This window comes from Bradyrhizobium sp. 23AC, assembly GCF_054863025.1.
The window spans coordinates 1,044,616-1,068,594 of the sequence record NZ_JAVAYN010000001.1 but is presented as its reverse complement, the minus strand read 5'-3'; the positions used below and the strand labels follow the sequence as shown (position 1 = coordinate 1,068,594).

Below are 23,979 nucleotides of genomic sequence, written 5' to 3'. Positions count from 1 at the left end.
AAGCGGTGTAACGTACTCTTTCCGTCGTCCCGGACAAGCGCAGCTCTAGGTAACGCGAAGCGTTGCCTAGAGCTGCGTGCAGATCCGGGACCAATACCCACAGGGAGGAGTTTGGCGACGACTCGGAGTGAGCATCTCGCATCAGACTCCTCCCTGGGGTTATGGGTCCCCGCCTTCGCGGGAACGACAGCGAGATTGTGGCTCGCATCGAGCGTTGGAGTCCCGCGCAAAACCGGCTATGCATGCGCCGCTTGCAACGAGGATCGCCTGCTTGACGACCGACAACGCCCCTTCGTCCGCGCCGTTCGGCGCGTTTGCGCCCAATGCGGCGCAGGCTGCGATCATTCGCCTCGCACAGCAGTCGGGGCTGAAGCGCGGCGCGTTCCGGCCCTGGATGTCGCGGCTGGTCAACCTGCTGCGCGGCGGCCCGGTCGACGTGCAATATCAGGGCGCATCGTTCCGCTTCTATCACCAGGGCAGCGCGACCGAGCGCGGCGCACTGTTCAATCCCGATTATAATCTCGACGAGCTCGACTTCCTGCGCCAGCATACCCCGGCGGGCGGCACCTTCGTCGACGTCGGCGCCAATGTCGGCACGTTTGCGCTGGTGATGGCGCGGCAGGTCGGCACCACAGGCAAGGTGGTTGCGATCGAGCCACATCCGCTGACGTTTGGTCGACTTTCGTTCAATCACGCGGCGTCGAAGACGGCGCAAGTGCGCCTGGTGCAGGCTGCGGCCGGCGACAGCGACGGCGAGCTGATGATCGAGAGCGGCGGCGGTAATCTTGGCGCCACTCACGTCGTCACCGGCACGGCGAGCGCCGAGGCGATCAAGGTGCCGTCGCTGCGGCTGACACGCATTCTCGACGAGGCCGGCGTCCGCCAAGTCGATTCGCTGAAGATCGACGTCGAGGGTTTTGAGGACCGCGTGCTGATCGGCTTCTTCCGCGATGCGCCGCCCTCGCTATGGCCGCGCGCGGTCGTCATCGAGCATCTGTCACAAAACGAATGGCAGCAGGATTGTATTGCCGACATGGTCGCGCGTGGATTCGCGATCATGCGCAAGACACGAAGCAATACGTTCCTCTCACGCTGACAAGGACGAAGGAGGTTACGATGATCGACCATCTGGGTTTCTCCGTCTCCGACTATGACCGCGCCAAGGCGTTCTACGCCGAGGCGCTGGCTCCGCTCGGCTACGGCCTGATCATGGAGGTCACGGCGGAGCAGACCGGCCACGCTGCCGCCGCAGGCTTCGGCGCCAACGGCAAGCCGGATTTCTGGATCGGCGGCGAAGGCGCCATGAACAAGCCGGTGCATGTCGCGATCGCGGCCAGGGACCGCGCCACCGTCGACGCGTTCTACAAGGCGGCCATCGCGGCCGGCGGCCGCGATAACGGCCCACCCGGCATCCGCCCGCATTACCATGCGAACTATTACGGCGCCTTCGTGCTCGACCCTGATGGCCACAACATCGAGGCCGTCTGCCACGCGCCGGAATAAGGCAGATCCAGCGCGGCGCGATGAGGGAACATCGGCGCGGCATCATCGTTGTTCTTCTCCGGACAACTGATCCCGATGATGCCGATGCCGATCGAACCGCCCGAGATTCCACCGGCAACACCGGGGACTCCAGCCGAACCGCCGCCCGGCATTCCGCCGGGCAATCCGCAGCCTGAAATCACGCCGCCGGTGCGCGAACCCGGCTCGCCACCGCGGCCCGACGAATTGCCGGGCCGCATGCCTGAAGAGATTCCATCGCGCGGGCCGAACGGGCCGCTGACGCCGAATCCTGCGACGGATGCAATTCCTCCGCGGGATCGCGCATGAAGCGGCCGATCACATGTGGGGCAATTGCAACCAGCGTCTGAATGCGCAATGAACGTTGCCGGAGTGACGTGATTTCCGTGCAGAAATAAATCGGGCCGCGACCGCATCGCCCGCCACAATCCGGCCTAACGCGTAGCTGTTCATCCCAACACTTCGTCAAAGAACCTTCCGGGGAAGTTCACCACCATGACCAATCTTCGTTTCGTGCTGCTCGCGACGACGGCTCTGACCGCGATGCAATTCGCAAGCTCCGCATCGCAAGCGCAAAGTGCGCCGCCGCTCGTGGTCGCACAGGCGCAGCCTCAAGACACGGGCCCTGACGGAAAACCGAAGCAGCCGCCGAAGGGACCCGCGGCTGCGCCGCCTGCTGGGCCCGCGCGCCCGGCCGCTCCGCCGCCCGCCGCTGCACCGCCCCACCCGCCCGCTGCGCCGCCGCCGGCTGCCGCACCGCCGCGTCCCGCCGCGCCGCCACCGCCTCCGCCGCCACCTGCGGCCCGTCCGGCCCCGCCGCCGCCACCACCGCCGCCTGCCGCACCGAAGCAACCGTCGCCGCCGCCGGCCGCAGCGCCGCAGCAGCACGCCCCGACGCCTCCGCCGCCTGCGGCACGCCCGGCTCCCACGCCGCCGGCACCGCCGCCTGCTGCAGCTCCGCAGCACGCACCGACGCCGCCGCCTCCCGCAGCACGTCCGGCTCCGACGCCGCCAGCGCCGCCGCCCGCTGCAACGCCTCCGGGCCGCCCCGCCCCGGCACCCACGGCGACGCCTTCTCCCGCGCCCGCAGCGCCGACGGCGCGACCGGGAGCGCCTGCTCCGACCGCCACACCTGCCCCGACTGCGACACCCGCGCCGACCGCAACGCCGGCTCCGGGCAGCACGCCTGGCGCACCGCCGGCGGGCCGTCCCGGTGCACCGCCGCCCGGCGGACGTCCCGGCACGCCTCCGGCTGCAGGATCGCCGGCTCCCGGTGCCGCGCCCGCTGCGACGGCCACGCCGGCTCCCGGCAGCACGCCGACGCCACCGCCCGGACGTCCGGGTGCGGCGACGCCGGCCCCCGGCGCGGCTCCGGCCCCGACTGCGACGCCAACCCCTGGTCAGCAGGGTGCAACGCCGCCCGCGGCCGGAACCCCGCCTGCCGGCCCGCAGGCTGGTGCCCCGCCCCGGCCGCCGGCGCCTCCCGCCGGCGCTGCCGCGCCGACCGTCGTCCCTGGCACACCGGCCGCCGCGCCGCCGCCCGACAGGGCACAATACAGGCCGCCGACGGTCGCGCCCGCCTTCCGGGCCGCGCCGACGATCGCCGCGCCCTTGCCGCCGCCGCCGCGCCCGCAGCAGCGCGACCTGACCCCGCTCGCGATCGGTGCAGGCGTGGTGGCCGGCGCCGTGATCGGCGCCACCATTGCCGACATGCACAGCCAGCGACGCGAGGTCGTCGAAGGCGGCCGCACCGTCTACACCGAGCCGGACCGCATCATCATCCGCGATCCGGGCGGGCAGGCTTATGTCCGCGGCAACGACCTCTATCGCTTCCGCTATGGCGCCCGTGACATCCGCACCGACACCGTCGGCGGTGAAACCCGCACCGTCGTGGTCCGTCCCGACGGCAGCGAGATCATCACCGTGGTCGGTGCGGACGGTTCTCTGCGGCGGCGAATCCGCAGGGACCCCCGCGGGGGCGAGCTCGTCATCATCGACAACACCTACCGCGATCCGCGGGCAGTCGGCGGCTTCTATGTCGACGTGCCGCCGCCGGTCGTGAACATTCCCTATGATCGCTACATCGTCGACGCCCAGGAGGCATCGCCGGACGTGATCTACCAGACCATGGTGGCACCGCCGGTGCAGCGGATCGATCGGCGTTACTCGCTCGACGAGATCCGCTACAGCCCCAATGTTCGCATGCAGATGCCGAGCATCGACGTCAACACGATCAACTTCGAGACGGGATCGTGGACCATCCCGCCGGACCAGGCGGCCCGGCTGCAGGTGATCGCCGACGGCCTCAACCAGGCGATTCAGCAGAACCCGCGCGCGGTGTTCCTGATCGAGGGACACACCGACGCGGTCGGCAACGAGGTCGACAATCTGTCATTGTCGGACCGTCGTGCGCAGTCCGCGGCCGAATTGCTGACGCAGCAATTCAACGTGCCCGCGGAGAACCTGACATCGCAGGGCTATGGCGAGCAGTATCTGAAGGAGCAGTCGCAGGGTCCGAGCCTGATCAACCGGCGCGTGACCATCCGCAACATCACGCCGCTGCTCAACGGCGGTCAGGCCTCGCTGCCGCCGCCCCCGCCCGGCACCGCCCCGCCGCGCTGAGGCGAAACACAAATGCAAATGGCCGGGAGCAATCCCGGCCATTTTTGTTTGGAGAGCATTGCCGCTATTGCCGAGCGGCCAGCCCCAACGCGTCGACCATGACGCGAAAGACTTCAGTATTGTCCATCGAGCCGCGCACATGATCGCTGCCCGGCCCCGTCGCCGTGAGGATGACATCCTCACCCGAATGCACACTGGCGCCGATCATCGCCGGCAGATTGCCCGGGCGCAGCACGACGCCCGGAACATCCTTGTATTTGTCGTTGGCCTTGAACGTCCCGTCCTCCGCAGCTTTCACCGTCGGCTCGTTGGGATTGTCGAGCTTCGGGCGGAACGTCTCGTAATGGTCCGGCAGGCTGGCCGAGAAGATGGCAAGCCGCCGGCTCACGTCGATGCGGGCCGGATAACCCTCCGCATCCGGCGCCGGATAATTCGGAAACCCGGCCTGGTCGTAGACGCCGACGCGCTCGCGCAGCGACACGTTGGGCGCGGTGCCCATGTCGTCATTCACCGTGCCGACGAGGCTGTTGGGATGATTGTGGTCCGCCAACACCAGGATGAGGGTGTCCTCGCCACGCGCACGCGCCCATTCACGGGTCTGACGCACCGCGTTGTCGAGCATGATCGTGTCGAAGACGGCGCGCTCCATGTCGAGCAAATGCGCGTATTTGTCGATCATTCCGGACTCGACCATCAGGAAGAAACCGGCCTCGTTCTTCGCCAGGATGTTCAGCGCTGCCTGCACCTGCTCGGTCAAGTCAGGCTGCTCGGGAAACTTCTTCACGCCGCCGGCTTTGAGGAATTTGCGGTCCAGCACGCCGTCCATGTTGCCGGCGGCGAAGAGGCCGAGCAGCTTGCTGGTCTCCGGCTTTGCTGCAGAAGCACCGAGCTCGCTCGCGGTGGTCGCCACCTGATAGCCTGCGTCACGAAACTTCGCGATGTAGTCGGTCTCGTCCTTACGCTTGGAGCCGGCGGCAGATTTCGGCAGGAAATTCGCGCTGCCGCCGCCCATCAGCACATCCGGCCTGGCCGCGAACAACTGCTCGACGATCTCGTCATAAGCGGCGCGCCTGCGCGTATGCGCGACCATCGCCGCCGGCGTCGCGTCTTCGATCTCGGTGTTGGTGACGATGCCGATCGCCATGCCGAGCCGCCTCTTGGCGAGGCTCGTGATGGTTTCGACCCGGGGATCGTCGAACGGGCTTGCGGTGCGGTCCGCATAGACGCCGAGAGCGTTGACGGCACTCTTGTGCCCGGTCGCATAGGCGCTGGCCGAGTTCGCGGAGTCCGTGATGATCGAGTCCGAGCCCGCGGTCGCCACCAGTGCCATATGAGGCATGTCGTCGATGGCGAGCTTGCCGCGGCTCTTGCCCTCCGTAATGCCCTTGGACAGGATTCGGGCCGCGACCCGATGCGCCGGCGACATGCCATCGCCGATGAACAGGATGACGTTCTTCGCCTTGCGCGGACCCGTGTCGTAGACCGTCCATGTGACGCTGCGCTGGCGCGTGCCCTCGCTGACGTCCACGACAATGCTGCCCGGCGTTGTCAGCGTGACGTCGCGCAGAATCAGCGCCGACTGCTCCTTGCCGTCCTCGCGCTCAATGAAGGTCCCTGAACGGCCGAACGTGGTCGCATAATCCGCGCCGTTCACCGTGACCTTCAAGCTGGCGGGATCGACCGGCCCGGGGAATTCGACCTTGAAGTCGAATTGGGCTCCGGCAAGGATCTCGGCACGATCGATCGGATAGATCGTCTGTGCCGACAGTGACGTTGTCCAAAGCAAGACGATGAGAGAGGCGACGGCCGATCCCTTGACCATGTTCGATGCTCCGCGATGCCCATTCAGGGGGAAGCGGGGAGCCTAACGGCCGAGGATGACACCGTCATTATGTCGTCCATCGCCCGATCGGGCGGCAAAAGGCCTCAACCCTTGTCGCTCTCGAGCCGGAAGATCTGCGAGCCTTCGCTGCCCGAGAGCAGGCCGGTGTCGCTGTAGAGCTTCAGCTTGGTGCGGGTGTCGGCGATGTCGAGGTTGCGCATGGTCAGCTGACCGATACGGTCGGCCGGCGAGAACGCGGCATCCTCGACCTTCTCCATGCTGAGCCTTTCAGGCGCATAGGTGAGATTCGGGCTCTCGGTGTTGAGGATCGAATAATCGTTGCCGCGGCGCAGCTCCAGCGTCACCTCGCCGGTGACGGCGCGCGCGACCCAGCGCTGCGCAGTCTCGCGCAGCATCAGCGCCTGCGAGTCGAACCAGCGGCCCTGATAGAGCAGGCGACCCAGGCGCATGCCGCTGATGCGGTACTGCTCGATGGTGTCCTCGTTGTGGATGCCGGTGACGAGGCGCTCATAGGCGATGTGCAAGAGCGCCATGCCCGGCGCTTCGTAGATGCCGCGGCTCTTGGCCTCGATGATGCGGTTCTCGATCTGGTCGCTCATGCCGAGGCCGTGGCGGCCGCCGATGACGTTGGCTTCCAGGAACAGCGCGACGGGATCGGCGAAGGTCTGGCCGTTGAGCGCGACTGGCTGGCCTTCCTCGAAACGAACCACGACTTTCTCGGCCTTGACGGCGCAGTCGTCGCGCCAGAACGGCACGCCCATGATCGGGTTGACGATCTTGATGCCGCTGTCGAGGCTCTCGAGGTCCTTGGCTTCGTGCGTGGCGCCGAGCAGATTGCTGTCGGTCGAATACGCCTTCTCGGCGCTCATCTTGTAGGCAAAGCCCTGCGCGGTCATGAATGCCGACATCTCGGCGCGGCCGCCGAGCTCGTCAATGAACTGCTGGTCGAGCCAGGGCTTGTAGATCTTCAGGCCGGGATTGGTGAGCAGGCCGTAGCGGTAGAAGCGCTCGATGTCGTTGCCCTTGAAGGTCGAGCCGTCGCCCCAGATGTTGACGCCGTCTTCCTTCATCGCCGCGACCAGCATCGTGCCGGTGACGGCGCGGCCGAGCGGGGTGGTATTGAAATAGGTGATGCCGCCGGTCGAGATATGGAAGGCGCCCGACTGGATCGCGGCGATGCCTTCATGGACCAGCTGCGTGCGGCAATCGACGAGCCGGGCCTTCTCGGCACCGAACTCCATCGCCTTGCGCGGGATCTCGTTGTAGTCGGCCTCGTCGGGCTGGCCGAGATTGGCGGTGTAGGCGTAGCAGCGCGCGCCCTTCTGCTTCATCCAGAGCAGCGCCGCGGAGGTGTCGAGGCCGCCCGAAAAAGCGATGCCGACTTTCTCACCCTTGGGCAGGCTTTTCAGGATCGTGGTCATGGCGCTTCCAATCGGGTCTCAAGGGGCTGATGTCATGGACGGGTTGACCGCGCGAATATCAAATTTCGCGAGGCTCGGCACCCATTTAATGGCTTAAACCGAGGGTTCGGGACCGGTCTTGCCGCCGAACAGGCGCCGGCGGAGCCGGTAGGCGGGCATGTTCAGCCGGGTCAGGGCGGCATCCACCGCCTCGTCCGAGAACCGGGTCCGTGGCCAGCGGTAGATCAGCGCGTAGGCAAACCAGATCACGACGAAACTGACGAGGCCGGCGATCGCCACATCGGTGAAGAAATGGCCGCCAAAGGCCATGCGCAGCCCGCTGGTGACGGCGCCGAACACCACCGCGCCGGCATAAGCGAGCGGGCGCCATGCCGGCGGCGCCAGCGCGGCCGGCGCCAGCGTCCAGAACGCGGTCGCGCCCTCGCCCGAGAAGAACGAGCAGTTGCGCACGCAATCGCCGCGCGGATCCCACCAGGCCACGAACTGCTGGTCGCCGGCGAACTGCGTCACCACCACCGGGCGCGGGCGGCCCCAATAGGTCTTGAAGGTGAGGTTGGTGAGGATGCCGGCCGACATGATGATCGTGACCAGCAGAAACACGATCGCGCGCCCCGACACCATCAAGGGACGATCGGGCCGGATCATCTTGACCACGAGCGCCACAAGCGAGGGCAGCACGAAGGCCCAGGCGACCCACATCGCGGCGTCACGCGCAAAGCCCGCCCAGTCGTTCAGCTTGAGCGGAAAGGTTTTGGTTTGGGGGTCGAAGGACAGCGACGCGAGCTTGAGATCGAGCTCGGGATAGAGGCCGAAAACGACGCCGATCACGAGCCACAGCGCCAGGGCGATGAAGAGTCCAGTCCGGTTCATGGCGCGCGGTTTAGCGGAGTGGAGAGGCGATGGAAACCCTTGCCAGGGTCATTCCGGGGCGGCTCGCGGAGCCGAACCCGGAATCTCGAAGCAACCTACCGCGCGTCCGGCCTCGAATTCGACGGCAGCGGTGGAGGCGGCCGGCGCGGGGGCGGCGGGATGCGCCAGGCGCCGGCATTGCGGCCGGCGATCAGCCAATAGACGATGCCGGCGACGATGCCGGCGCCGGTCATGATCTCCAGATGGCGCCGCACGATGCCTTCGAACTGAAACGTGTCGGAGTGAAAGGGAACGAGGCCGAGATAGCAGGCAAGCCCGACGAGGCCGCCGCCAACGGCGTAAGCGAGCGCGCTGCGGATGTAGAGGGCTTCGGTGATCGCAACGATCACTGCCGCCGGCACCAGCGCAAAGCCGGAGATGAAGATGAAGCCGAAGCCGAGCAGGATGTCGATCGCGCCCTGATCGACTGGGCCGGCGCCGAGATCGGCGAACTCCGGAAACAGCAGCGCGACGACCACGATCATGCCGCCGACGAAACAGGCGGCGAGGAAGCCGATGAAGATGACGATGAGGCGGCCGATCAGGGACATGCGGGGGAAGCCACCGTAGTCGTCATTGCGAGCGCAGCGAAGCAATCCAGACTGCCGCCACGGAGGGATTCTGGATTGCTTCGCTTCGCTCGCAATGACGAAGATGCGAGACGCAGGCACGCATCCTCAATCCGTCATCGCCATGGCGCGCAGCGCCTGGCGTTCCCTGGCGCTGAGCTTTTCGGTCTCCGACTTGAGCTGGCCGCAGGCGGCGAGGATGTCGCGGCCACGCGGGGTACGCACCGGCGAGGAATAGCCGGCGTTAAAGATGTATTCGGAGAATTTTTCGATCTGGTCCCAGTCCGAACACTCGTACGCGGTGCCGGGCCAGGGATTGAACGGGATCAGGTTGATCTTGGCGTGAATGCCCTTGAGCATCTTCACCAGCAATTTTGCATCGTCGAGCGAATCGTTGACGCCCTTGAGCATCACATATTCGAAGGTAATGCGGCGCGCATTCGAGGCGCCGGGATAGTCGCGACAGGCCTGCAGCAGCTCCTTGATCGGATATTTGCGGTTGAGCGGCACCAGCTCGTTGCGCAGCTCGTCGCGTACCGCATGCAGCGAGATCGCGAGCATGACGCCGATCTCCTCGCCGGCGCGCACGATGTTCGGCACCACGCCCGAGGTCGACAGCGTGATGCGGCGGCGGGAGATGCCGATGCCTTCATTGTCGCCGACGATCAGCAGCGCATCGCGCACCGCGTCGAAATTGTAGAGCGGCTCGCCCATCCCCATCATCACGATGTTGGTGACGCGGCGCGTGCCGTCCTCGCGATCGGCCCAATCATTCAATCGATCCCGCGCCACCATGATCTGTCCGACGATCTCACCGGCGGTGAGATTGCGCACCAGGCGCTGCGTGCCGGTGTGGCAGAAGGAGCAATTCAGCGTGCAGCCGACCTGCGAGGAGACGCAGAGCGTGCCGCGATCGGTCTCGGGAATGTAGACGCACTCGACTTCATGGGCGCGCTCGACATTGTCGCCGCTCGGCAGACGCAGCAGCCATTTCCGGGTGCCGTCGTTGGAGATCTGCTCGGCCACGACTTCGGGCCGGTCGACCGTAAAATGCTGTGCGAGCTCGGCGCGAATGCCCTTCGAGATCGAAGTCATATCGTCGAAACTCTGGGCGCCGCGGAAATAGAGCCAGTGCCAGAGCTGCTGCACGCGCATCTTGCGCTGCGCCGGCGCGACGCCGATCTCGCCGAGGCGATCGGCAAGCTCGGTGCGCGACAGACCGATCAGCGAGGGCCTCGCCGGCGGCACATAGGTCTCAAGTGGCGTCTTCTCCACCAGGATTGCGTTATGCGGCTCGGTCGTCGTCGGTTGCATTGAATGGACCTAAAGGTTTTGCGTCGTTTCGGAATGGTCCGAAGGGATCGCAAAGCGACCCTGAGGACCAGACCTCAGGTGCGCAACTGCGCACCGGGGAACCTCGAGATTCCGGGTTCGATGCTGCGCATCGCCCCGGAATGACGGAAGAAATCTGGAACCGGCCCTATATAGCAACCGGAACAGCCGATTGCGACCATGGCTGTCGCTTAGCCTTAAAGGACTAAGCCGAGAGGCTTACCGCCGGCAATCCTGGGCGATCTTGTCCAGCGCCTGGGCGAGGCCTTTCAGCGAGAACGTGTCGGTCGTCTCGGTGCCCTTGGCCGAGACACCCTTGACGACCAGCTCGGCGGATTTGCGCATGGCTTCGACCATCCGCTCCTCCTCGGCCGCGTTCTTGATCCAGAGGCCGTCGCCCTGCGTGTACATGGCGAAGGCGGCGCCGCCGACCTCGACCGACGATTCCGAGCCCGGCTTCAGCGCGTAGCCGATCATGACCGAGACTTCGTTGTTCACCTTCTCGGCCGGACGGGTCGAGACGAAGGCATAAGCGGGATCGCGCGGCCGATTCGGCGGATTGGTCTTCGACGACGAGGGTTTTGCCAGCGCGAAGCAGACCTTCTTGCCGTTGGGGGTGGCCGAATAAGCGCCCCAGGTGCCGAACTGGCCGATCAGGGTCGGCTCCGCGCCCCCCGCAACCGCCGCGGGCGGGACCGCAGGCTTGCTCTCGGGCTTTGCCGCACTCTTCGCAGCCGCATTGGCCGGCGGAGCCGCCGACTTCGGCGCGGCCTTCGGCGCCGGTTGCGCCGTCTGCGCCCGCGCAAGATCGGCGATCCCGCACGTCATCATGCCGATCATCAAAGCTAAAGATAGCACCCGCCACATGCTGGAGTGGTTCCCTCAATATTGTGACTGGAAGATGGCCCGGCCGCGCTTTGTCCCCCGGCAGGGATAGCCGGGAAAGTCCAATTTGGGAAGGCAGTTAGCGGTATCAGCGGCGCCTTAAGCTTTGGATCGCGCGGCGCGCTGGTCGGCCCATTGCGTCTCGGTCCAACGCAACAAATCCTCGGCGCCGGAACTGCGCAAATGTGCGCCACCGTCGATGACGACCATCTCGCCATTGATGTAGCCGGCGCGGTCCGAGACCAGGAAGCTGGCAAGGTCGGCGAGCTCGCTGTGCTCTCCGGTCCGGCCAAGCGGATTGCGCGCGGTCCAGCCTTCGTCACGGCCTTCGGGTCGGAGCTGCCCCGACGCGCCCGCGGTCGGGAACGGACCCGGGGCGATGGCGACGGTGCGGATGCCTTTCGGCCCCCATTCCACCGCGAGGCTTTTGGTCATCGCCAGCAGCGCCGACTTCGCCATCGCCGAGGGCACGGTGAAGGCGCGGCCGGTGATGGTCGAAGTCGAGAGGATCGAGAGCACGACGCCGCCATGCTTGTCCTCGATCCAGCGCCTGCCGGCGGCGAGCGTGCAATACATCGCGCCATGCAGCGTCGGCGCGAGGATCGCATCGGCTGCTCGGAACGATAAATGCTCGCTCTGTGCGATGAACGTCGCAGCGGCGTTGTTGACGAGAATATCGAGCGGGGCCTCGCGCCAGATCTGCTCCATCATGCTGTCGACGGCGGCGCCGTCGCGGATGTCGCAGGCGATGGTGGTGACCTTGCCACCGGTCTCTTCGCGCAGCTCGCTCGCGGTTGCGTCCAGCCGGTCGAGCTTGCGGCCGCAGATCACGAGCTCGGCACCGAGCGCGAGGAAACGGCGTCCCATCGCCGCGCCAAGGCCGGAGCCACCGCCGGTGACGAGGATGCGCTTGTCCCTCAGCAGGCCTGTTTCAAACATCGTTTGAATCCTCCCTTTCTTCTTGCTCCGTCATTGCGAGCGCAGCGAAGCAATCCGGAATCCGTCCGGCGGAAATAGTCTGGATTGCTTCGCTGCGCTCGCAATGACGAGGATAGGCCGAACATGGCGTCCAGCAAAGAAACCGGATTGTCGCCCGTGCCTAAATCCGGCAGAAACGGCCAAACTATAATTCCACTCGAAACGTCCAAGGTGCCGCCATGAAAGCCATCCTCTGCTCGCAATATTGCCAGCCTGACGATCTCGTGCTGGCTGAAGTGCCGGATCCGGTGGCCGGTCCCGGCGAAGCGGTGATCGCGATCAAGGCGGCGGCGCTGAACTTCTTCGACATCCTGATGATTCAGGGCAAGTACCAGATCAAGCCGCCATTCCCGTTCTCGCCGGCCGCGGAAGTCGCGGGCGTAATCGAGAGCATCGGCGCCGGCGTGACCGATCTGAAGGTCGGCGACCGCGTCGTCGCTTCCTGCGGCCACAACGGCGCGCGCGAGAAGATCGCGCTGCCGGCGGCATCCATCGTGAAGATCCCCGACAATCTCGACTACGACCGCGCGGCCGGCATCATCATCATCTACGGCACGGCGCTGCATGCGTTGGAAGATCGCGCCAGCCCGAAGCCGGGCGAGACGCTTGCGGTGTTAGGTGCGGCCGGAGGCACCGGCCTTGCCGCCTGCGAGCTCGGCAAGCTGATGGGATTGAAGGTGATCGCCTGCGCCTCGTCGGACGAGAAGCTCGAATTCGCGAAAGCGCATGGCGCCGAGCTGACCTTGAACTACGCCAAGGAAGATCTGAAGGAAGGCTTGCGAAAACTCACGGGCGGCAAGGGCGTCGACATCATCTTCGATCCGGTTGGTGGTGCCTATGCCGAGAAGGCGCTGCGCTCGATCGCCTGGGAAGGCCGCTTCCTCGTGATCGGTTTCGCCGCGGGCGACATTCCGAAGATGCCGCTGAACCTCGCACTCTTGAAGGGCTGCGACATCCGCGGCGTGTTCTGGGGCGCCTGGACCCGACAGAATCCGGAGAAGAACCGCGCCAATCTCGAGAAGCTCGTGAAGTGGACCGCGGAAGGAAAGATCTCGTCGCATGTCGACCGCACCTTCCCGCTGGCGCAGACAGCGGATGCACTGAAGGTGCTCGCGGGACGTCAGGCCATGGGCAAGGTGATTTTGCATCCGTGAGGATGTAGGCATCGCCATCGCCACATACACAACTGTCACCGCTCGAATCGCTGGCGTCGCTGAAGCTGCGCCAGCTTTTTCGTGCGCCGTCGCCTGGTAAAGCTCCCTCAACCATTCCCGCCAAAATTGCGGTGCATTCCCCGGCTTCGCCGCAATCAAACCCAAATCTCTCCCGATTCGCGCAAATCGTCGTCGTTTTTTGGTCTGATTCAGACGGCGATTTATCGGCTCCAGTTTGCGGGGTACGTCTGGACAACAATAAAAAGACTGAAGCCGGGAATGCCCCTGCGTTGCGTAGTAATGGGGAGCATCACCATGGAGACGACGGCGTACCGCCCGTCGAAGGAGTCGAGTGCGCTCGACTTCAATCGAGCCGCATCACATCCGCCGACCGCGTCCTTTGTCCGTGCGCGCGCCGCACGGGCCGATCTTTCGCAGGACGATCCGATTCCACTGTTCCTGTCCGATCCGCTCGGCGCGCCGGACCCAAGCGAATATACGCCGGTGGAGTTGCGTTCCAGAATTGTGCCGCGTGTTCTCGCGGCTGTTCTGGCAGCGTCCACCCTGGCAGTTCTGGCCGTCCTGTATCAATCCGACTTTCGCGGCTTCTTCACCGCCAATGCCGGTAGCTGGGTGGGGCTCGCGCCGGACATGGCCATGGCGTCGGCCAATGCGCCGGCGACACCGCAGACCCCGCTCAAGGATCCGGCCCGCGTGTCCGACACGACGCTGGCGAGCGCCGACTTACGGGATACCCCTGCACCGCTGGCGCCAAGCCGCGAAGCGATAGCGACCGCCTATCAGGTTGCGCTGCAAGCGCAAGGACCAGTGCAAGGACCAGTGCAGGCACCGGAGCCCGTCGCGGCACAGCCTGCACCGCCTGAGCCGGTCAGGACGCTCGACGCCGACACGCTGGCAGGGTTGATGACGCGCGCGAAAAGCCTGTTGAGGATCGGTGACATCGCCGCAGCGCGGCTGCTGCTCGAACGCGCGGCCAATGCGCAAGATGCAACGGCCGCGCTTCTGCTGGCGCAGACCTATGATCCCACGGTGCTCGGCACCAGCGATGCGCGAAGTGTCATTGCCGACGCATCCGCCGCTCGTGACTGGTACCAGCGGGCTGCATCACTCGGATCGGCGGAGGCGCGCCAGCGCCTCGTCCGGTTTCAGAACTAGAACTCTTCAGAGGACATCATGCGTAACGCTTTTGGAATGGCACTTGCCGCCATCATGACGATCTATGCCTCCACCGCCAGCGGCGCCGAGCAGACCGAATATGATCCGGCCAAGGTCTCGGACGGCCTGAAGGCCATCTTCCAGTTCGGCTCGACCTCGACCAAGCAGGCGCTGAATGCCAACACCGTCACGCTGATCACCGGCACGATCGGCGGCACCTATGTGCAGTTCGGCGCCGACCTCGCCTCGGTGCTCGACGACGGCAACAAGATCCGCGTGCTGCCGATCGTCGGCCGCGGCTCGGTGCAGAGCGTTGCCGACATCCTGTTCCTGCAAGGCGTCGATCTCGGCATCGTGCGGGCCGACACGCTCGACTATCTCGAGCGCAAGGGTTTTGCCAAGGACATCAAGAAGCAGTTCACCTATGTGACAAAGCTCTACAACGAAGAGATGCAGGTGATCGCGCCGAAATCGATCGCGACATTGAAAGACCTCGAAGGCAAGAAGGTCAGCGTCGACCTGCCCAATGGCGGCACCTTCGTCACCGCGCTCACGGTGTTCGAGCGGCTCGGGATCAAGGCGAACTTCGTCTATGTCGAGCAGCGCATCGCGATGGAGAAATTGAAGGCCGGCGAGATCGACGCCGTCATCGTGGTCGGCGGCAAGCCCTACAAATCGGTCTCGACCTTCAACAATGACGGCCGCTTTCATCTTGCCAAGGTCGACTATGCAAAGCCGCTCCAGAGCGACTATCTACCGGCGACGCTGACGACCAAGGACTATCCGAACCTGATCAAGGAGGGCGAGAGCGTGGACACCATCGCGGTGCCGGCGGTGCTCGCGGCCTATAGTTGGGCGCCCAACACCGAACGCTATCGCAAGCTCGCGCTGTTCGTGGACGCGTTCTTCACCAAATTCCCCGCGCTCCAGAGCCCGCCTTTCCATCCCAAATGGAAGGAGGTCTCGCTCGCGGCACCCCTGTCGGGTTGGAACAGATTGCCGGTGGCGCAGCAATGGCTCGATAAGCACGGCGTCGAGCCGGTGACCCGGCAACGATTCGAGGCGTTCCTGAAGCAGAGCCCCACGGCCGCAAACGTCTCCGACGCGGACAGGGAAAAGCTGTTCAAGCAATTCCAGGCATGGGACGCGGAGAAGGCGCGGGCGGAGGCGGGGAAGAAGTAGCGAGCGCGTTTCGTCGCCACACACTCAGTGTCATCGCCCGGCTTGACCGGGCGATCCAGTATCCCAGAGACAGTCGTTATCGATCGAGAGGCCGGGGCGTACTGGATGCCCCGGTCAAGCCGGGGCATGACAGCGGAATGTGTGGTTGAGTCCGCGTTGACTACGCCGCTTCCACGTCCGCATCGCCCTCCTCACCCACCCCGCGCTTCAGCACAGCGCGCGCGGCTTCGCGATGCTCATTCGTGATGTGGCCGGAAACCATGCGGATGGCGGTGGCGAGCACCGCGGCGTCGTCGGCGAAGCCGAGGACCGGCATCACGTCGGCGACGAAATCGAACGGCAGGATGAAATAGGCGATCGCACCGAGCAGCGCGGCCTGGACGTGGCGCGGGGTCTGCCGGTCGAACGCGCAGTAATAAGCAGCAAGCAGGTCTTCCGCGAACGGCAGCTGCGCGGCGACACGCTTCAGCTTGCGCCAGAAGCGGCGGCGCACGCTCTCACGATCTTCCGCGAGCCGATCGGCCGGCTCGAAACCGACGCTGTGTTCGGCAGCCATCTTCGACAAACTCCCCGTTCGGCCCCGGGTGGCGGATCGCCGATCCCGGCTGATCACAAGATGGGGATGTGGCCGATCGCTGCAAGACGTCGGCCGGTCTCAGCCTGCGATCGCGTTCATCGTCTTGGCCAGCGCGACGTCGAGCGCCGTGACGCCGCCGGCGTCGTGGGTCGACAGCACCACCTCCACCGTCTTGTAGACGTTGCGCCATTCGGGGTGGTGATCCATCTTCTCGGCGGCCAGCGCAGCGCGGGTCATGAAGCCGAACGCCTCGTTGAAATCCTTGAAGATAAAGGTTTTGCCGATGGCATCCCGGCCCTGAACCTCGCTCCAACCGGGTAGTCCGCCCAGCGCCTGCCGGCGCGCCTCCGCCGAAAGCCGATCTGCCATTGTCATGTCTCCGTCCTTCAGGGGAACTTTACCCTAACACCCCGCTGACGCCCGGGTTCATACGGGGATTTCCGCCATCCGCTAACCATGACGGAGATGTAACCCCGCCGCACAAGAAATTTGCTACAATTGCGGGCGTAAATCGCCGGCCAAGATGAAACTGAGCCTGAAGCGCCTGTTTGGGAGATCGATGACCGGGGGATTGGACCTGGCCGAAACGCCCTCTCCGCCTTCGCCGCGATCTGCGGCGCGGAAGACCGCGCTCGTGTCTCTTGCGCTCGTGCTTGCGATCATCGGCGCGCTCGTCGGCGGCTACTACTTCGCCATGCGGCCCGTGACGTTGAAGATCGCGGTCGGTCCCGCCAACAGCGACGACGTCAAGGTCGTGCAGGCGCTGACGCAGGCCTTCACGCAGAGCAAGGGTCAGGTGCGGCTGCGACCGATCCAGACCGACGGCGCCACCGCCAGCGCCAATGCGCTTGCGGAAGGCAAGGTCGATCTCGCCATTGTGCGCGGCGACCTCGACGTGCCCAAAAACGCGCAAGCGGTCGCGACCCTGCGCAAGAACGTCGTGGTGCTGTGGTCCGTACCGGGCAAAGGCAAGAAGCGGGGCGCGAAGATCACCAAGATCTCGCAGCTCGCCGGCCATCGCGTCGGCGTGGTCGGCCGCACCCAGGCCAACGTCAATCTGCTCAAGGTGATCCTCCAGCAATACAACGTCGATCCCGCCAAGGTCGAGATCGTGCAATTCCCGGCCAACGAGGTCGCCGAAGCGATCAAGGCCCAGAAGGCCGACGTCTATCTCGCCGCCGGCCCGGTCAACAGCAAGATCACGGCGGATGCGATCGCCGCCTCCACCAAGGATTTCGGCGCGCCCAGCTTCCTCGCGATCGAGTCCGCGGATGCGATCGCGCAGAACCATCCGGTCTACGAAGCGTCCGAGATTCCCGCCGGCACCTATGGCGGCTCGCCCGCCCGCCCGGATGACGAGGTCAAGACCATCAGCTTCTCGCACCACGTGGTGGCGCGCAAAGGCGTGTCCGAAACCACCATCGCAGCGTTCACGCGCCAGCTCTTCGCCGTGCGCCAGCAACTGGTGACGGAATTCCCGCTGGCGGCGAAGATCGAAACGCCCGACACCGACAAGGATGCGGTGATCCCGGTGCATCCGGGCGCTGCCGCCTTCGTCGACGGCGAGGAAAAGACCTTCCTCGACAAATACAGCGATTACATCTGGTGGAGCCTGATGGCGTTGTCCGCCATGGGCTCGATCGGCGCCTGGTTCGCCGGCTATCTGAAGAAGGACGAGCGCGACAACAACAACCATCAGCGCGAACGGCTGCTCGACATGATCGCGGCCGCACGCAGATGCGAGACGACCGAAGAGCTCGACCAGATGCAGACCGAGGCTGACGAGATCCTGCGCGACACGCTGCGCTGCTTCGATCACGGCGCGATCGAGGAAGCCGCGCTCACCGCCTTCAACATCGCGCTGGATCAGTTCCACGCCGCCGTCGCCGACCGCAAGGCGGTGCTGTTCAGCCTGCCGCAGAACCTGCAACGCGCTGGCGCGCAGTTCAGGGCCGCCGGCAACGCGTAACGCTCGCGCGCGTTATCGCTGCGTCACATTGTCTCAATATAGCTCACACGGTCATTCCGGCATGGTCCGAAGGACCAGACCGCAGGTGCGCAATTGCGCACCGGGAATGCTCAAGATTCCGGATTCGCGCTTCGCGCGCCCCGGAATGACAGCGCAAGACAGCTAGCCAGCGAACCCGTCCCATGAACATCAAATTCTCCCGCCGCCGCTTCCTCGCCACCGGCGCCGGTGCGCTCGGCACGATGGCGATGCCCTATCTCTCGCGCGCCGCGGACCGGCCGATGGTCACTCATGGCGTGCAGTCGGGCGACGTCACAGCCAGTGGCGGCGTGGTGTGGGCGCGCACCGATCGGCCCGCGCAGATGCTGGTCGAGGTGGCGACGACGGAGTCATTCAGGGATGCCCGCGCGCTGCCGCCGATCGCAGCGCTCCCCGAGAGCGACTTCACCGCAAAGATGCTGATCGACAGCCTGCCGGGCGGCCAGGACATCTTTTACCGCGTCCGCTTCCGCGATCTCTCCCACAGCGCCATCGAGGGCGAGCCGGTGGTCGGCCGCTTCCGCACCGCGCCGGCCGACCGCCGCGACGTCAGCTTCGTCTGGGGCGGAGACGTCGCCGGCCAGGGCTGGGGCATCAATCCCGACGACGGGGGCATGTTCACCTTCTCGGCGATGCGCAAGCACCGTCCGGATTTCTTCCTGCATTCGGGCGACACCATCTATGCCGATGGCCCGATTGTATCCGAGGTGAAGCTCGCCGACGGCAAGATCTGGAAGAACGTCACCATCCCCGAGAAGGCCAAGGCCGCCGAGACGCTGGACGAGTACCGCGCCGCGCACAAATACAATTTCACTGACGAAAACCTCCGCGCCTTCAATGCCGAGGTGCCGATCTTCGTGCAATGGGACGACCATGAGGTGACCAACAACTGGTCGCTGTCGAAGGAATTGCCGGCCGCCTACAAGGAGCGCGACATCGCCTTGCTCGCCGCCCGCGCGGGCCGCGCCTTCCACGAGATGTATCCGATGCGCGAGAGCATCGTTGAGCCGGGGCGGGTCTATCGCCAGATCTCCTACGGCCCGCATCTCGACGTGTTCGTGCTCGACGAGCGCAGCTATCGCGGTCCGAACGGCCCCAATCTCGAAACCGCTTACGGCCCCGCCAGCTACTTCCTCGGCCCGCACCAGATCACCTGGCTCAAGCGCGGCCTGCTCAATTCCCGCGCGACCTGGAAGGTGATCGCCTCCGACATGCCGCTCAGCCTCGTCGTCGCGGACACGCCGAAGGGCGGCTCGGAAGCGATCGCGCAGGGTGACGGCTCGGAAGCGATCGCGCAGGGTGACGGCCCGGTGCGCGGCCGCGAGTTCGAGATCGCCGACATCCTGCGCTTCATCAAGATGGCGCCGATCAGCAACACGGTGTGGCTGACGGCGGACGTGCACTACGCCGCCGCGCATTATTACGATCCGAACAAGGCGCAATTCCAGGAGTTCGAGCCGTTCTGGGAGTTCGTGTCGGGCCCGCTGCATGCCGGCACGTTCGGTCCGAACGCGCTCGACAACACCTTTGGACCCGAGGTGCGCTTCGTCAAGGCGCCGGGCAAGGACAGCCAGAACCTGCCGCCCTCCGCCGGCATGCAGTTCTTCGGTCACGTCAAGATCGACGGTGCCTCGGGCCAGATGACGGTGACCTTGCGCGACCGCGCCGACGTCGCGCTGTGGTCGACCACGCTCGATCCGAAGCAGGCCTGATCGCTAATCGAGAGCGCGCACCTTGAGCGCCGCCTCCAGCGCGTCGCTCGAGCACGGCTTCTGCAACCGCGGCTGGCCGGAGAATTCAGGCGGAATGCGCGCCTCGGCGCCATAGCCGGTAACGAAGACGAACGGGATCTTCAGCGCAGCCAGCCGCTCCGCGACTGCAAAGCTCGTCTCGCGGATCAACTCGACGTCGAGCAGCGCGAAATCGGGCGCACGGTTAGCGATGGCGCCGAGCGCCTGCGTCACCGACCCGACGGTCCGCACGCCCGGCACTCCAAACCCGAGCAGACGGTCCTCGAAATCGATGGCGATGATCGGATCGTCCTCGACGATCAGAACGTCGGCCGGCCAGCTTGAGCCATTGGAAAGTGCGGGTGTCATGATCGCATCTTGTGTGTCGGGGGTTCGGATCAGGACTGCCGCGACACGATGCCTGCGCACAGCGCACCGGAGGGTTCCTGGAACGAAACCCACCACATTGCCGTTCTCCAGTCTGTCCACTTGTGCACACAGGGAATGCACGGAACTCGTTAAGATGGGGAGGAGGATGGGAGTTCACGATGGATGCGCGTATCAGCAAGATGACCGAGGTCGAGAGCCGTCCGGCCAACAATCTGTTGCGGCGTTTGAGCCAGGCAGACTACGCCCTGCTCGCACCGCACGTGACCGTCGAAAACTCCGCCGCCAGCCAGCTGCTCTACAGCCCCGGTGACGATGTCCAGGTCGTCCACTTCCCCTGCGGACCGGCCCTCGCAACCTTTCTCGTGCCCAACGAGGATGGCCGAGACGTCGAGACCATCCTGGTCGGTCGCGAAGGCGCGGTGGGCGGCATCGTCAGCGAGGGATTCCTGCCGGCCTATACCCGGATCTGCGTGAAATTCGGCGGCCCGTTTGCGCGCGTTCATGTCGCCAAGCTGGAAGCGGCCAAGCTGCGCTCGGCGTCGCTGCGCAACATCTTTGCCCGCTACGCCGATTGCATGCTGGCGCAGATCTTCCAGTCGACCGCCTGCAATGCGATCCATTCGATCGAACAGCGGACCGCCAAATGGATCTTGGCGGCGATGGAGCGCACCGGCGACGAGAATAGCGTGCCGCTGACCCACGAACAGCTTGCGACGCTGCTCGGCGTTGGCCGCAGCTATGCCAGCCGCGTGCTTCAGTCGTTCAAGGCGGAACGGATTCTCGATACCAGGCGCGGATCGATCCTGGTTCGCAACCGCGACGGCCTGAGGCTTCGCGCCTGCCTGTGCAACGACGCGGTGAAAATGCATTTCGAAGAGGTGCTGCGCGGCGTCTATCCAACCGAGGAGCGGGAGGCCGGCTAGCGATCCGCCTCGCTTCCCCGGCGTGGAGAACGAGCAGGCGCACTATCCCGCACGGCCGGAACCTGGGCTAATATCCCCCGCATGAGCGGGGCTTTGCTTCATACCCTCTTCGACATTGCAGCCTGGCTGGCGGCGGCGGCGGCCGTCTACTGGCTGTCGCGACAGCGCCTGCAGTTTCCGGCGCAATCCTTCGAGCTGCCCTATATCGCCGCGCTGGTGTTCGGCGCGGGCCTCGGGGCCTACCTGTTCGGCTCCGCCAATCTGTGGCTGTCGGGCGAGAGCGGCATTGCGCGCTCGGTCGAGGGCGCGCTGGCCGGCGGCATCGTCGCGATCGAGCTCTACAAATGGTCCGCGGGGATCGCCGCGCGAACCGGTGCCCGTTTTGCGCTGCCGCTGGCGCTCGGCATCGCGATCGGCCGGCTCGGCTGCTACTTCGCGGGCCTCGACGATTTCACCTATGGCACGCCGACGACGCTGCCATGGGCCCATGATTTCGGCGACGGCATCCTGCGCCATCCCGTGCAGCTCTACGAGAGCGCGGCCATGGCCGTATTCGCGCTGCTCTATGTGCTGGCCGTCGTGAACCGGAACGCCTTTGTGATCACCAATGGTTTCTACCTGGTTCTCGTCTATTATGGAGCGCAACGCTTCGTGTGGGAATTCCTCAAGCCCTACGGCACGCTGATCGGTCCCTTCACCCTGTTTCACCTGCTGTCGCTGTCCATTTTGCTCTACGCCGGCGTCATGCTGGCGACGGCGCCCAAAGCGAGACCCATGCATGAACGCGCCGTTGCGTAAGTCGCGTCCCTATATTTTCTGGGGCCAGACCCAATCTCTTTGCGAGACCTGCCTGAAGCTGGTGCCGACCAAGATCCAGATCCTGGACAACGAGGTCTGGTACGAAAAGCGCTGCAAGGAGCATGGCGTCCAGTCGACGCTGGTGTCGACGGATGCCGCCTATTGGCGCCTGTGCAAGGATTTCATCAAGCCCGGCGACCGGCCGCTGCAATTCCAGCAGCGCACGGAATTCGGCTGTCCCTATGATTGCGGTCTCTGTTCCGACCACGAGCAGCATTCCTGCCTGGCGCTGATCGAGATCACCGAGCACTGCAACCTCACCTGCCCGGTCTGCTTTGCGGAATCCTCGCCGGCACGAACGAAATTCACGCCGCTCGCGACGATCGAGAAGATGCTGGACGCGCTGGTCGCAAGCGAGGGCGAACCCGATCTCGTGCAGATCTCCGGCGGTGAGCCGACGCTGCATCCTGATTTCTTCGAGATCCTGGACGCGGTCCGCGCCCGCCCGATCCGTCACGTCATGATCAACACCAACGGCCTGCGCATCGCCCGCGAAAAGGATTTCGTGGCGCGGCTCGCCGAGAACAGGCGCGGGCTGGAGGTCTATCTCCAGTTCGATTCGCTGCAGCGCGATGCGCTGATCGACCTGCGCGGCGCGGATTTGCGAAAGATCCGCCAGCAGGCGCTGGAGAATCTCGAGCATTTTGGCGTGTCGACCACTCTGGTCGCGACCATCAAGCGCGGCGTCAATGATTCCGAGATCGGCGACATCGTCCGCCACGCCCTGACCTGGACATGCGTGCGCGGCGTCACGCTGCAGCCGGTGCAGGACGCCGGCCGCAACGAGAATTTCGATGAGAAAACCGACCGCATCATGCTGTCGGAGATCCGCAAGCACGTGATCGAGACCGGCGTGTTCGGCGACAAGGACATGATCCCGCTGCCCTGCAACCCCGAAAGCATCTCGATCGGCTATGGCCTGCGCAATGGCGAGAGGGTGCTGCCGCTGACCTCGCTGATCCCGCAGGAGCAGCTCGTCGCCGTGATGCCCAACACCATCAGCCCGGAGAAATATCCGGTGCTCCGGGAAAAATTCGTTGATCTGTTCTCGCTATCGTCGGGGCCGCTCAACACCTCCGAGCGCGTCTGCGAGCTGTTGTGCTGCCTGCCGAGCTTTCAGGTGCCGGAAGGGCTCTCTTACGAGAACGTCTTCCGCGTCACCATCGTGCAGTTTCTCGATCGCTTCAATTTCTGCATCGGCAACGTCAAACGCAGCTGCATCCATTTCGTGACGGAGCAAGGCGCGATCATTCCGTTCGACACCTACAATCTGTTCTACCGCAACGGCAAGATCGACGGCATTCGCGCGGCGCTGCGCGGCGACACTTATCGGGAAACCACGCAGCGCGAGGAGATGCCTCGTTGAGCGAGACGCCTTCACCTCCACCGTCGCGAAGCGGACTTGTCACCGCGTTGATGGTGATGTTCGGGGTGATCCTGCTGCTGCCCGGCATCTGCGCTCTGATCTTTGCCTTCGACCAGACCCAGTCGTCCCACTTCGACACCCGCTTTACCCCCATCCTCGTCCTCGCACTGCTGGTGGCATTTGCCGGCGTGATGCTGATCCGGGCCGCGAGAAAGAGACCATGAGCGATTCCAGCCCCAACCCACCGGCAGTGCCTCCGCAGAACCAGCAACAGCGCAGCGGCTGCCTGACCGCGCTGATGGCGATCGCCGGCATCTTCATGCTGCTGCCGGGGCTCTGCGCGCTCCTGTTCGGCGAATGTCGGTGGTCGAGGGTGGCCAGATCCCCTCCGACATCGCGTCGCTGGTGTTTTTGGGACTAGTCATCGGCATCGGAGGCGTCGTCCTGATCTGGGCGGCCATCATGGGGCGAAAGGCCCCGCCGGCCCGGAACGGCAGCTAAGCCCCGGGAATTCCCGGGCAAAATTCAGTCAACC

Annotated in this window: 24 protein-coding genes; 14 read left to right on the top strand and 10 right to left on the bottom strand. The window is 65.1% G+C overall.

Features of this window, described 5'->3' with window-relative positions; all coding sequences use genetic code 11:
- Positions 1-271: 271 nt before the first annotated feature.
- The 4 genes from RAD10_RS05045 to RAD10_RS05030 all read left to right on the top strand — a co-directional run bounded on the left by RAD10_RS05045 (position 272) and on the right by RAD10_RS05030 (position 4,143).
- A complete protein-coding gene (locus RAD10_RS05045) occupies positions 272-1,096 on the top strand; it encodes an FkbM family methyltransferase (protein WP_461616550.1) in 825 nt (274 codons plus the stop codon).
- Positions 1,097-1,116: 20 nt separating this feature from the next.
- Positions 1,117-1,503, top strand: coding sequence for a VOC family protein (locus RAD10_RS05040; RefSeq protein WP_461616549.1), 387 nt, complete (start codon positions 1,117-1,119; stop codon positions 1,501-1,503).
- Between the two features lie 84 nt (positions 1,504-1,587).
- The gene (locus tag RAD10_RS05035) at positions 1,588-1,830 is read left to right on the top strand and encodes a hypothetical protein (RefSeq protein WP_026202099.1); all 243 of its coding nucleotides are present in this window, start codon (positions 1,588-1,590) and stop codon (positions 1,828-1,830) included.
- 186 nt (positions 1,831-2,016) lie between these two features.
- Positions 2,017-4,143: an OmpA family protein gene (locus tag RAD10_RS05030; RefSeq protein ID WP_461616548.1), complete on the top strand. Its 2,127-nt coding sequence runs from the start codon at positions 2,017-2,019 to the stop codon at positions 4,141-4,143.
- A gap of 64 nt (positions 4,144-4,207) precedes the next feature.
- On the opposite strand, the gene RAD10_RS05025 is transcribed toward RAD10_RS05030, so the two are convergent.
- The 7 genes from RAD10_RS05025 to RAD10_RS04995 all read right to left on the bottom strand — a co-directional run bounded on the left by RAD10_RS05025 (position 4,208) and on the right by RAD10_RS04995 (position 12,041).
- Positions 4,208-5,965 carry an alkaline phosphatase gene (locus tag RAD10_RS05025; RefSeq protein WP_461616547.1) on the bottom strand — a complete coding sequence of 586 codons (1,758 nt, stop codon included), beginning with the start codon at positions 5,963-5,965 and terminating at the stop codon, positions 4,208-4,210.
- Positions 5,966-6,069: 104 nt separating this feature from the next.
- The gene (gene argG, locus RAD10_RS05020) at positions 6,070-7,407 is read right to left on the bottom strand and encodes an argininosuccinate synthase (RefSeq protein ID WP_091965052.1); all 1,338 of its coding nucleotides are present in this window, start codon (positions 7,405-7,407) and stop codon (positions 6,070-6,072) included.
- Between the two features lie 93 nt (positions 7,408-7,500).
- Positions 7,501-8,277, bottom strand: coding sequence for a phosphatase PAP2 family protein (locus tag RAD10_RS05015; protein ID WP_461616546.1), 777 nt, complete (start codon positions 8,275-8,277; stop codon positions 7,501-7,503).
- A gap of 95 nt (positions 8,278-8,372) precedes the next feature.
- The gene (locus RAD10_RS05010) at positions 8,373-8,867 is read right to left on the bottom strand and encodes a hypothetical protein (protein ID WP_461616545.1); all 495 of its coding nucleotides are present in this window, start codon (positions 8,865-8,867) and stop codon (positions 8,373-8,375) included.
- 126 nt (positions 8,868-8,993) lie between these two features.
- A complete protein-coding gene (rlmN, locus tag RAD10_RS05005; protein ID WP_104465589.1) occupies positions 8,994-10,199 on the bottom strand; it encodes a dual-specificity RNA methyltransferase RlmN in 1,206 nt (401 codons plus the stop codon).
- Between the two features lie 237 nt (positions 10,200-10,436).
- Positions 10,437-11,084 carry an invasion associated locus B family protein gene (locus tag RAD10_RS05000; protein ID WP_461616544.1) on the bottom strand — a complete coding sequence of 216 codons (648 nt, stop codon included), beginning with the start codon at positions 11,082-11,084 and terminating at the stop codon, positions 10,437-10,439.
- A 117-nt stretch (positions 11,085-11,201) separates the two neighbouring features.
- Positions 11,202-12,041, bottom strand: coding sequence for an SDR family oxidoreductase (locus RAD10_RS04995; RefSeq protein ID WP_461616543.1), 840 nt, complete (start codon positions 12,039-12,041; stop codon positions 11,202-11,204).
- 218 nt (positions 12,042-12,259) lie between these two features.
- Here RAD10_RS04995 and RAD10_RS04990 point away from each other — a divergent pair, with 218 nt between their 5' ends.
- The 3 genes from RAD10_RS04990 to RAD10_RS04980 all read left to right on the top strand — a co-directional run bounded on the left by RAD10_RS04990 (position 12,260) and on the right by RAD10_RS04980 (position 15,592).
- Complete coding sequence (locus RAD10_RS04990) at positions 12,260-13,234, top strand: NADPH:quinone oxidoreductase family protein (protein WP_461616542.1); 975 nt, start codon at positions 12,260-12,262, stop codon at positions 13,232-13,234.
- A gap of 315 nt (positions 13,235-13,549) precedes the next feature.
- Positions 13,550-14,410, top strand: coding sequence for a hypothetical protein (locus RAD10_RS04985; RefSeq protein ID WP_461616541.1), 861 nt, complete (start codon positions 13,550-13,552; stop codon positions 14,408-14,410).
- An 18-nt stretch (positions 14,411-14,428) separates the two neighbouring features.
- Positions 14,429-15,592, top strand: a complete 1,164-nt coding sequence (locus RAD10_RS04980) for a TAXI family TRAP transporter solute-binding subunit (protein ID WP_461616540.1) — start codon at positions 14,429-14,431, stop codon at positions 15,590-15,592.
- A 160-nt stretch (positions 15,593-15,752) separates the two neighbouring features.
- Here the strand turns inward: RAD10_RS04980 and RAD10_RS04975 are convergent, their stop codons facing one another.
- Positions 15,753-16,148 (bottom strand): YkvA family protein, encoded by a 396-nt coding sequence (locus RAD10_RS04975; protein WP_092261474.1) that lies wholly within the window; start codon positions 16,146-16,148, stop codon positions 15,753-15,755.
- 99 nt (positions 16,149-16,247) lie between these two features.
- Positions 16,248-16,544: a 4a-hydroxytetrahydrobiopterin dehydratase gene (locus RAD10_RS04970; protein WP_283814509.1), complete on the bottom strand. Its 297-nt coding sequence runs from the start codon at positions 16,542-16,544 to the stop codon at positions 16,248-16,250.
- A gap of 148 nt (positions 16,545-16,692) precedes the next feature.
- Here RAD10_RS04970 and RAD10_RS04965 point away from each other — a divergent pair, with 148 nt between their 5' ends.
- Together RAD10_RS04965 and RAD10_RS04960 are read left to right on the top strand one after the other, a co-directional pair.
- Complete coding sequence (locus RAD10_RS04965) at positions 16,693-18,138, top strand: TAXI family TRAP transporter solute-binding subunit (RefSeq protein WP_028139291.1); 1,446 nt, start codon at positions 16,693-16,695, stop codon at positions 18,136-18,138.
- Positions 18,139-18,320: 182 nt separating this feature from the next.
- Positions 18,321-19,889 (top strand): alkaline phosphatase D family protein, encoded by a 1,569-nt coding sequence (locus tag RAD10_RS04960; RefSeq protein WP_461616539.1) that lies wholly within the window; start codon positions 18,321-18,323, stop codon positions 19,887-19,889.
- Positions 19,890-19,892: 3 nt separating this feature from the next.
- Here the strand turns inward: RAD10_RS04960 and RAD10_RS04955 are convergent, their stop codons facing one another.
- Positions 19,893-20,276: a response regulator gene (locus RAD10_RS04955; RefSeq protein WP_026202102.1), complete on the bottom strand. Its 384-nt coding sequence runs from the start codon at positions 20,274-20,276 to the stop codon at positions 19,893-19,895.
- A gap of 179 nt (positions 20,277-20,455) precedes the next feature.
- Between RAD10_RS04955 and RAD10_RS04950 the strand changes: the two genes are divergently transcribed.
- From RAD10_RS04950 to RAD10_RS04930, 5 genes are all read left to right on the top strand, one after another.
- Positions 20,456-21,220: a Crp/Fnr family transcriptional regulator gene (locus RAD10_RS04950; protein WP_461616538.1), complete on the top strand. Its 765-nt coding sequence runs from the start codon at positions 20,456-20,458 to the stop codon at positions 21,218-21,220.
- Positions 21,221-21,301: 81 nt separating this feature from the next.
- Positions 21,302-22,018, top strand: coding sequence for a prolipoprotein diacylglyceryl transferase (locus RAD10_RS04945; RefSeq protein ID WP_461616537.1), 717 nt, complete (start codon positions 21,302-21,304; stop codon positions 22,016-22,018).
- Positions 21,999-23,444: a radical SAM protein gene (locus tag RAD10_RS04940; protein ID WP_461616536.1), complete on the top strand. Its 1,446-nt coding sequence runs from the start codon at positions 21,999-22,001 to the stop codon at positions 23,442-23,444. Before RAD10_RS04945 ends, RAD10_RS04940 begins: the two co-directional genes overlap by 20 nt.
- Positions 23,441-23,668: a DUF308 domain-containing protein gene (locus RAD10_RS04935; protein WP_461616535.1), complete on the top strand. Its 228-nt coding sequence runs from the start codon at positions 23,441-23,443 to the stop codon at positions 23,666-23,668. The genes RAD10_RS04940 and RAD10_RS04935 overlap by 4 nt, the downstream gene beginning before the upstream one ends.
- Positions 23,665-23,865, top strand: a complete 201-nt coding sequence (locus RAD10_RS04930; RefSeq protein ID WP_461616534.1) for a hypothetical protein — start codon at positions 23,665-23,667, stop codon at positions 23,863-23,865. Before RAD10_RS04935 ends, RAD10_RS04930 begins: the two co-directional genes overlap by 4 nt.
- The last annotated feature ends 114 nt before the right edge of the window (positions 23,866-23,979 follow it).

Excerpts from the sequence above, each read along its gene's own strand:
- RAD10_RS04965 (WP_028139291.1), top strand. The coding sequence starts at position 16,693 with ATGAAACTGAGCCTGAAGCGCCTGTTTGGGAGATCGATGACCGGGGGA.
- RAD10_RS04955 (WP_026202102.1), bottom strand. The coding sequence starts at position 20,276 with ATGACACCCGCACTTTCCAATGGCTCAAGCTGGCCGGCCGACGTTCTG.
- argG (WP_091965052.1), bottom strand. The coding sequence starts at position 7,407 with ATGACCACGATCCTGAAAAGCCTGCCCAAGGGTGAGAAAGTCGGCATC.
- RAD10_RS04985 (WP_461616541.1), top strand. The coding sequence starts at position 13,550 with ATGGAGACGACGGCGTACCGCCCGTCGAAGGAGTCGAGTGCGCTCGAC.
- RAD10_RS05010 (WP_461616545.1), bottom strand. The coding sequence starts at position 8,867 with ATGTCCCTGATCGGCCGCCTCATCGTCATCTTCATCGGCTTCCTCGCC.
- RAD10_RS04960 (WP_461616539.1), top strand. The coding sequence starts at position 18,321 with ATGAACATCAAATTCTCCCGCCGCCGCTTCCTCGCCACCGGCGCCGGT.
- RAD10_RS04980 (WP_461616540.1), top strand. The coding sequence starts at position 14,429 with ATGCGTAACGCTTTTGGAATGGCACTTGCCGCCATCATGACGATCTAT.
- RAD10_RS04990 (WP_461616542.1), top strand. The coding sequence starts at position 12,260 with ATGAAAGCCATCCTCTGCTCGCAATATTGCCAGCCTGACGATCTCGTG.
- RAD10_RS05035 (WP_026202099.1), top strand. The coding sequence starts at position 1,588 with ATGCCGATCGAACCGCCCGAGATTCCACCGGCAACACCGGGGACTCCA.
- RAD10_RS04950 (WP_461616538.1), top strand. The coding sequence starts at position 20,456 with ATGGATGCGCGTATCAGCAAGATGACCGAGGTCGAGAGCCGTCCGGCC.
- RAD10_RS05000 (WP_461616544.1), bottom strand. The coding sequence starts at position 11,084 with ATGTGGCGGGTGCTATCTTTAGCTTTGATGATCGGCATGATGACGTGC.
- RAD10_RS05015 (WP_461616546.1), bottom strand. The coding sequence starts at position 8,277 with ATGAACCGGACTGGACTCTTCATCGCCCTGGCGCTGTGGCTCGTGATC.
- rlmN (WP_104465589.1), bottom strand. The coding sequence starts at position 10,199 with ATGCAACCGACGACGACCGAGCCGCATAACGCAATCCTGGTGGAGAAG.
- RAD10_RS04975 (WP_092261474.1), bottom strand. The coding sequence starts at position 16,148 with ATGGCTGCCGAACACAGCGTCGGTTTCGAGCCGGCCGATCGGCTCGCG.
- RAD10_RS05030 (WP_461616548.1), top strand. The coding sequence starts at position 2,017 with ATGACCAATCTTCGTTTCGTGCTGCTCGCGACGACGGCTCTGACCGCG.
- RAD10_RS04945 (WP_461616537.1), top strand. The coding sequence starts at position 21,302 with ATGAGCGGGGCTTTGCTTCATACCCTCTTCGACATTGCAGCCTGGCTG.
- RAD10_RS05025 (WP_461616547.1), bottom strand. The coding sequence starts at position 5,965 with ATGGTCAAGGGATCGGCCGTCGCCTCTCTCATCGTCTTGCTTTGGACA.
- RAD10_RS04995 (WP_461616543.1), bottom strand. The coding sequence starts at position 12,041 with ATGTTTGAAACAGGCCTGCTGAGGGACAAGCGCATCCTCGTCACCGGC.
- RAD10_RS05040 (WP_461616549.1), top strand. The coding sequence starts at position 1,117 with ATGATCGACCATCTGGGTTTCTCCGTCTCCGACTATGACCGCGCCAAG.
- RAD10_RS04930 (WP_461616534.1), top strand. The coding sequence starts at position 23,665 with ATGAGCGATTCCAGCCCCAACCCACCGGCAGTGCCTCCGCAGAACCAG.
- RAD10_RS04970 (WP_283814509.1), bottom strand. The coding sequence starts at position 16,544 with ATGACAATGGCAGATCGGCTTTCGGCGGAGGCGCGCCGGCAGGCGCTG.
- RAD10_RS04940 (WP_461616536.1), top strand. The coding sequence starts at position 21,999 with ATGAACGCGCCGTTGCGTAAGTCGCGTCCCTATATTTTCTGGGGCCAG.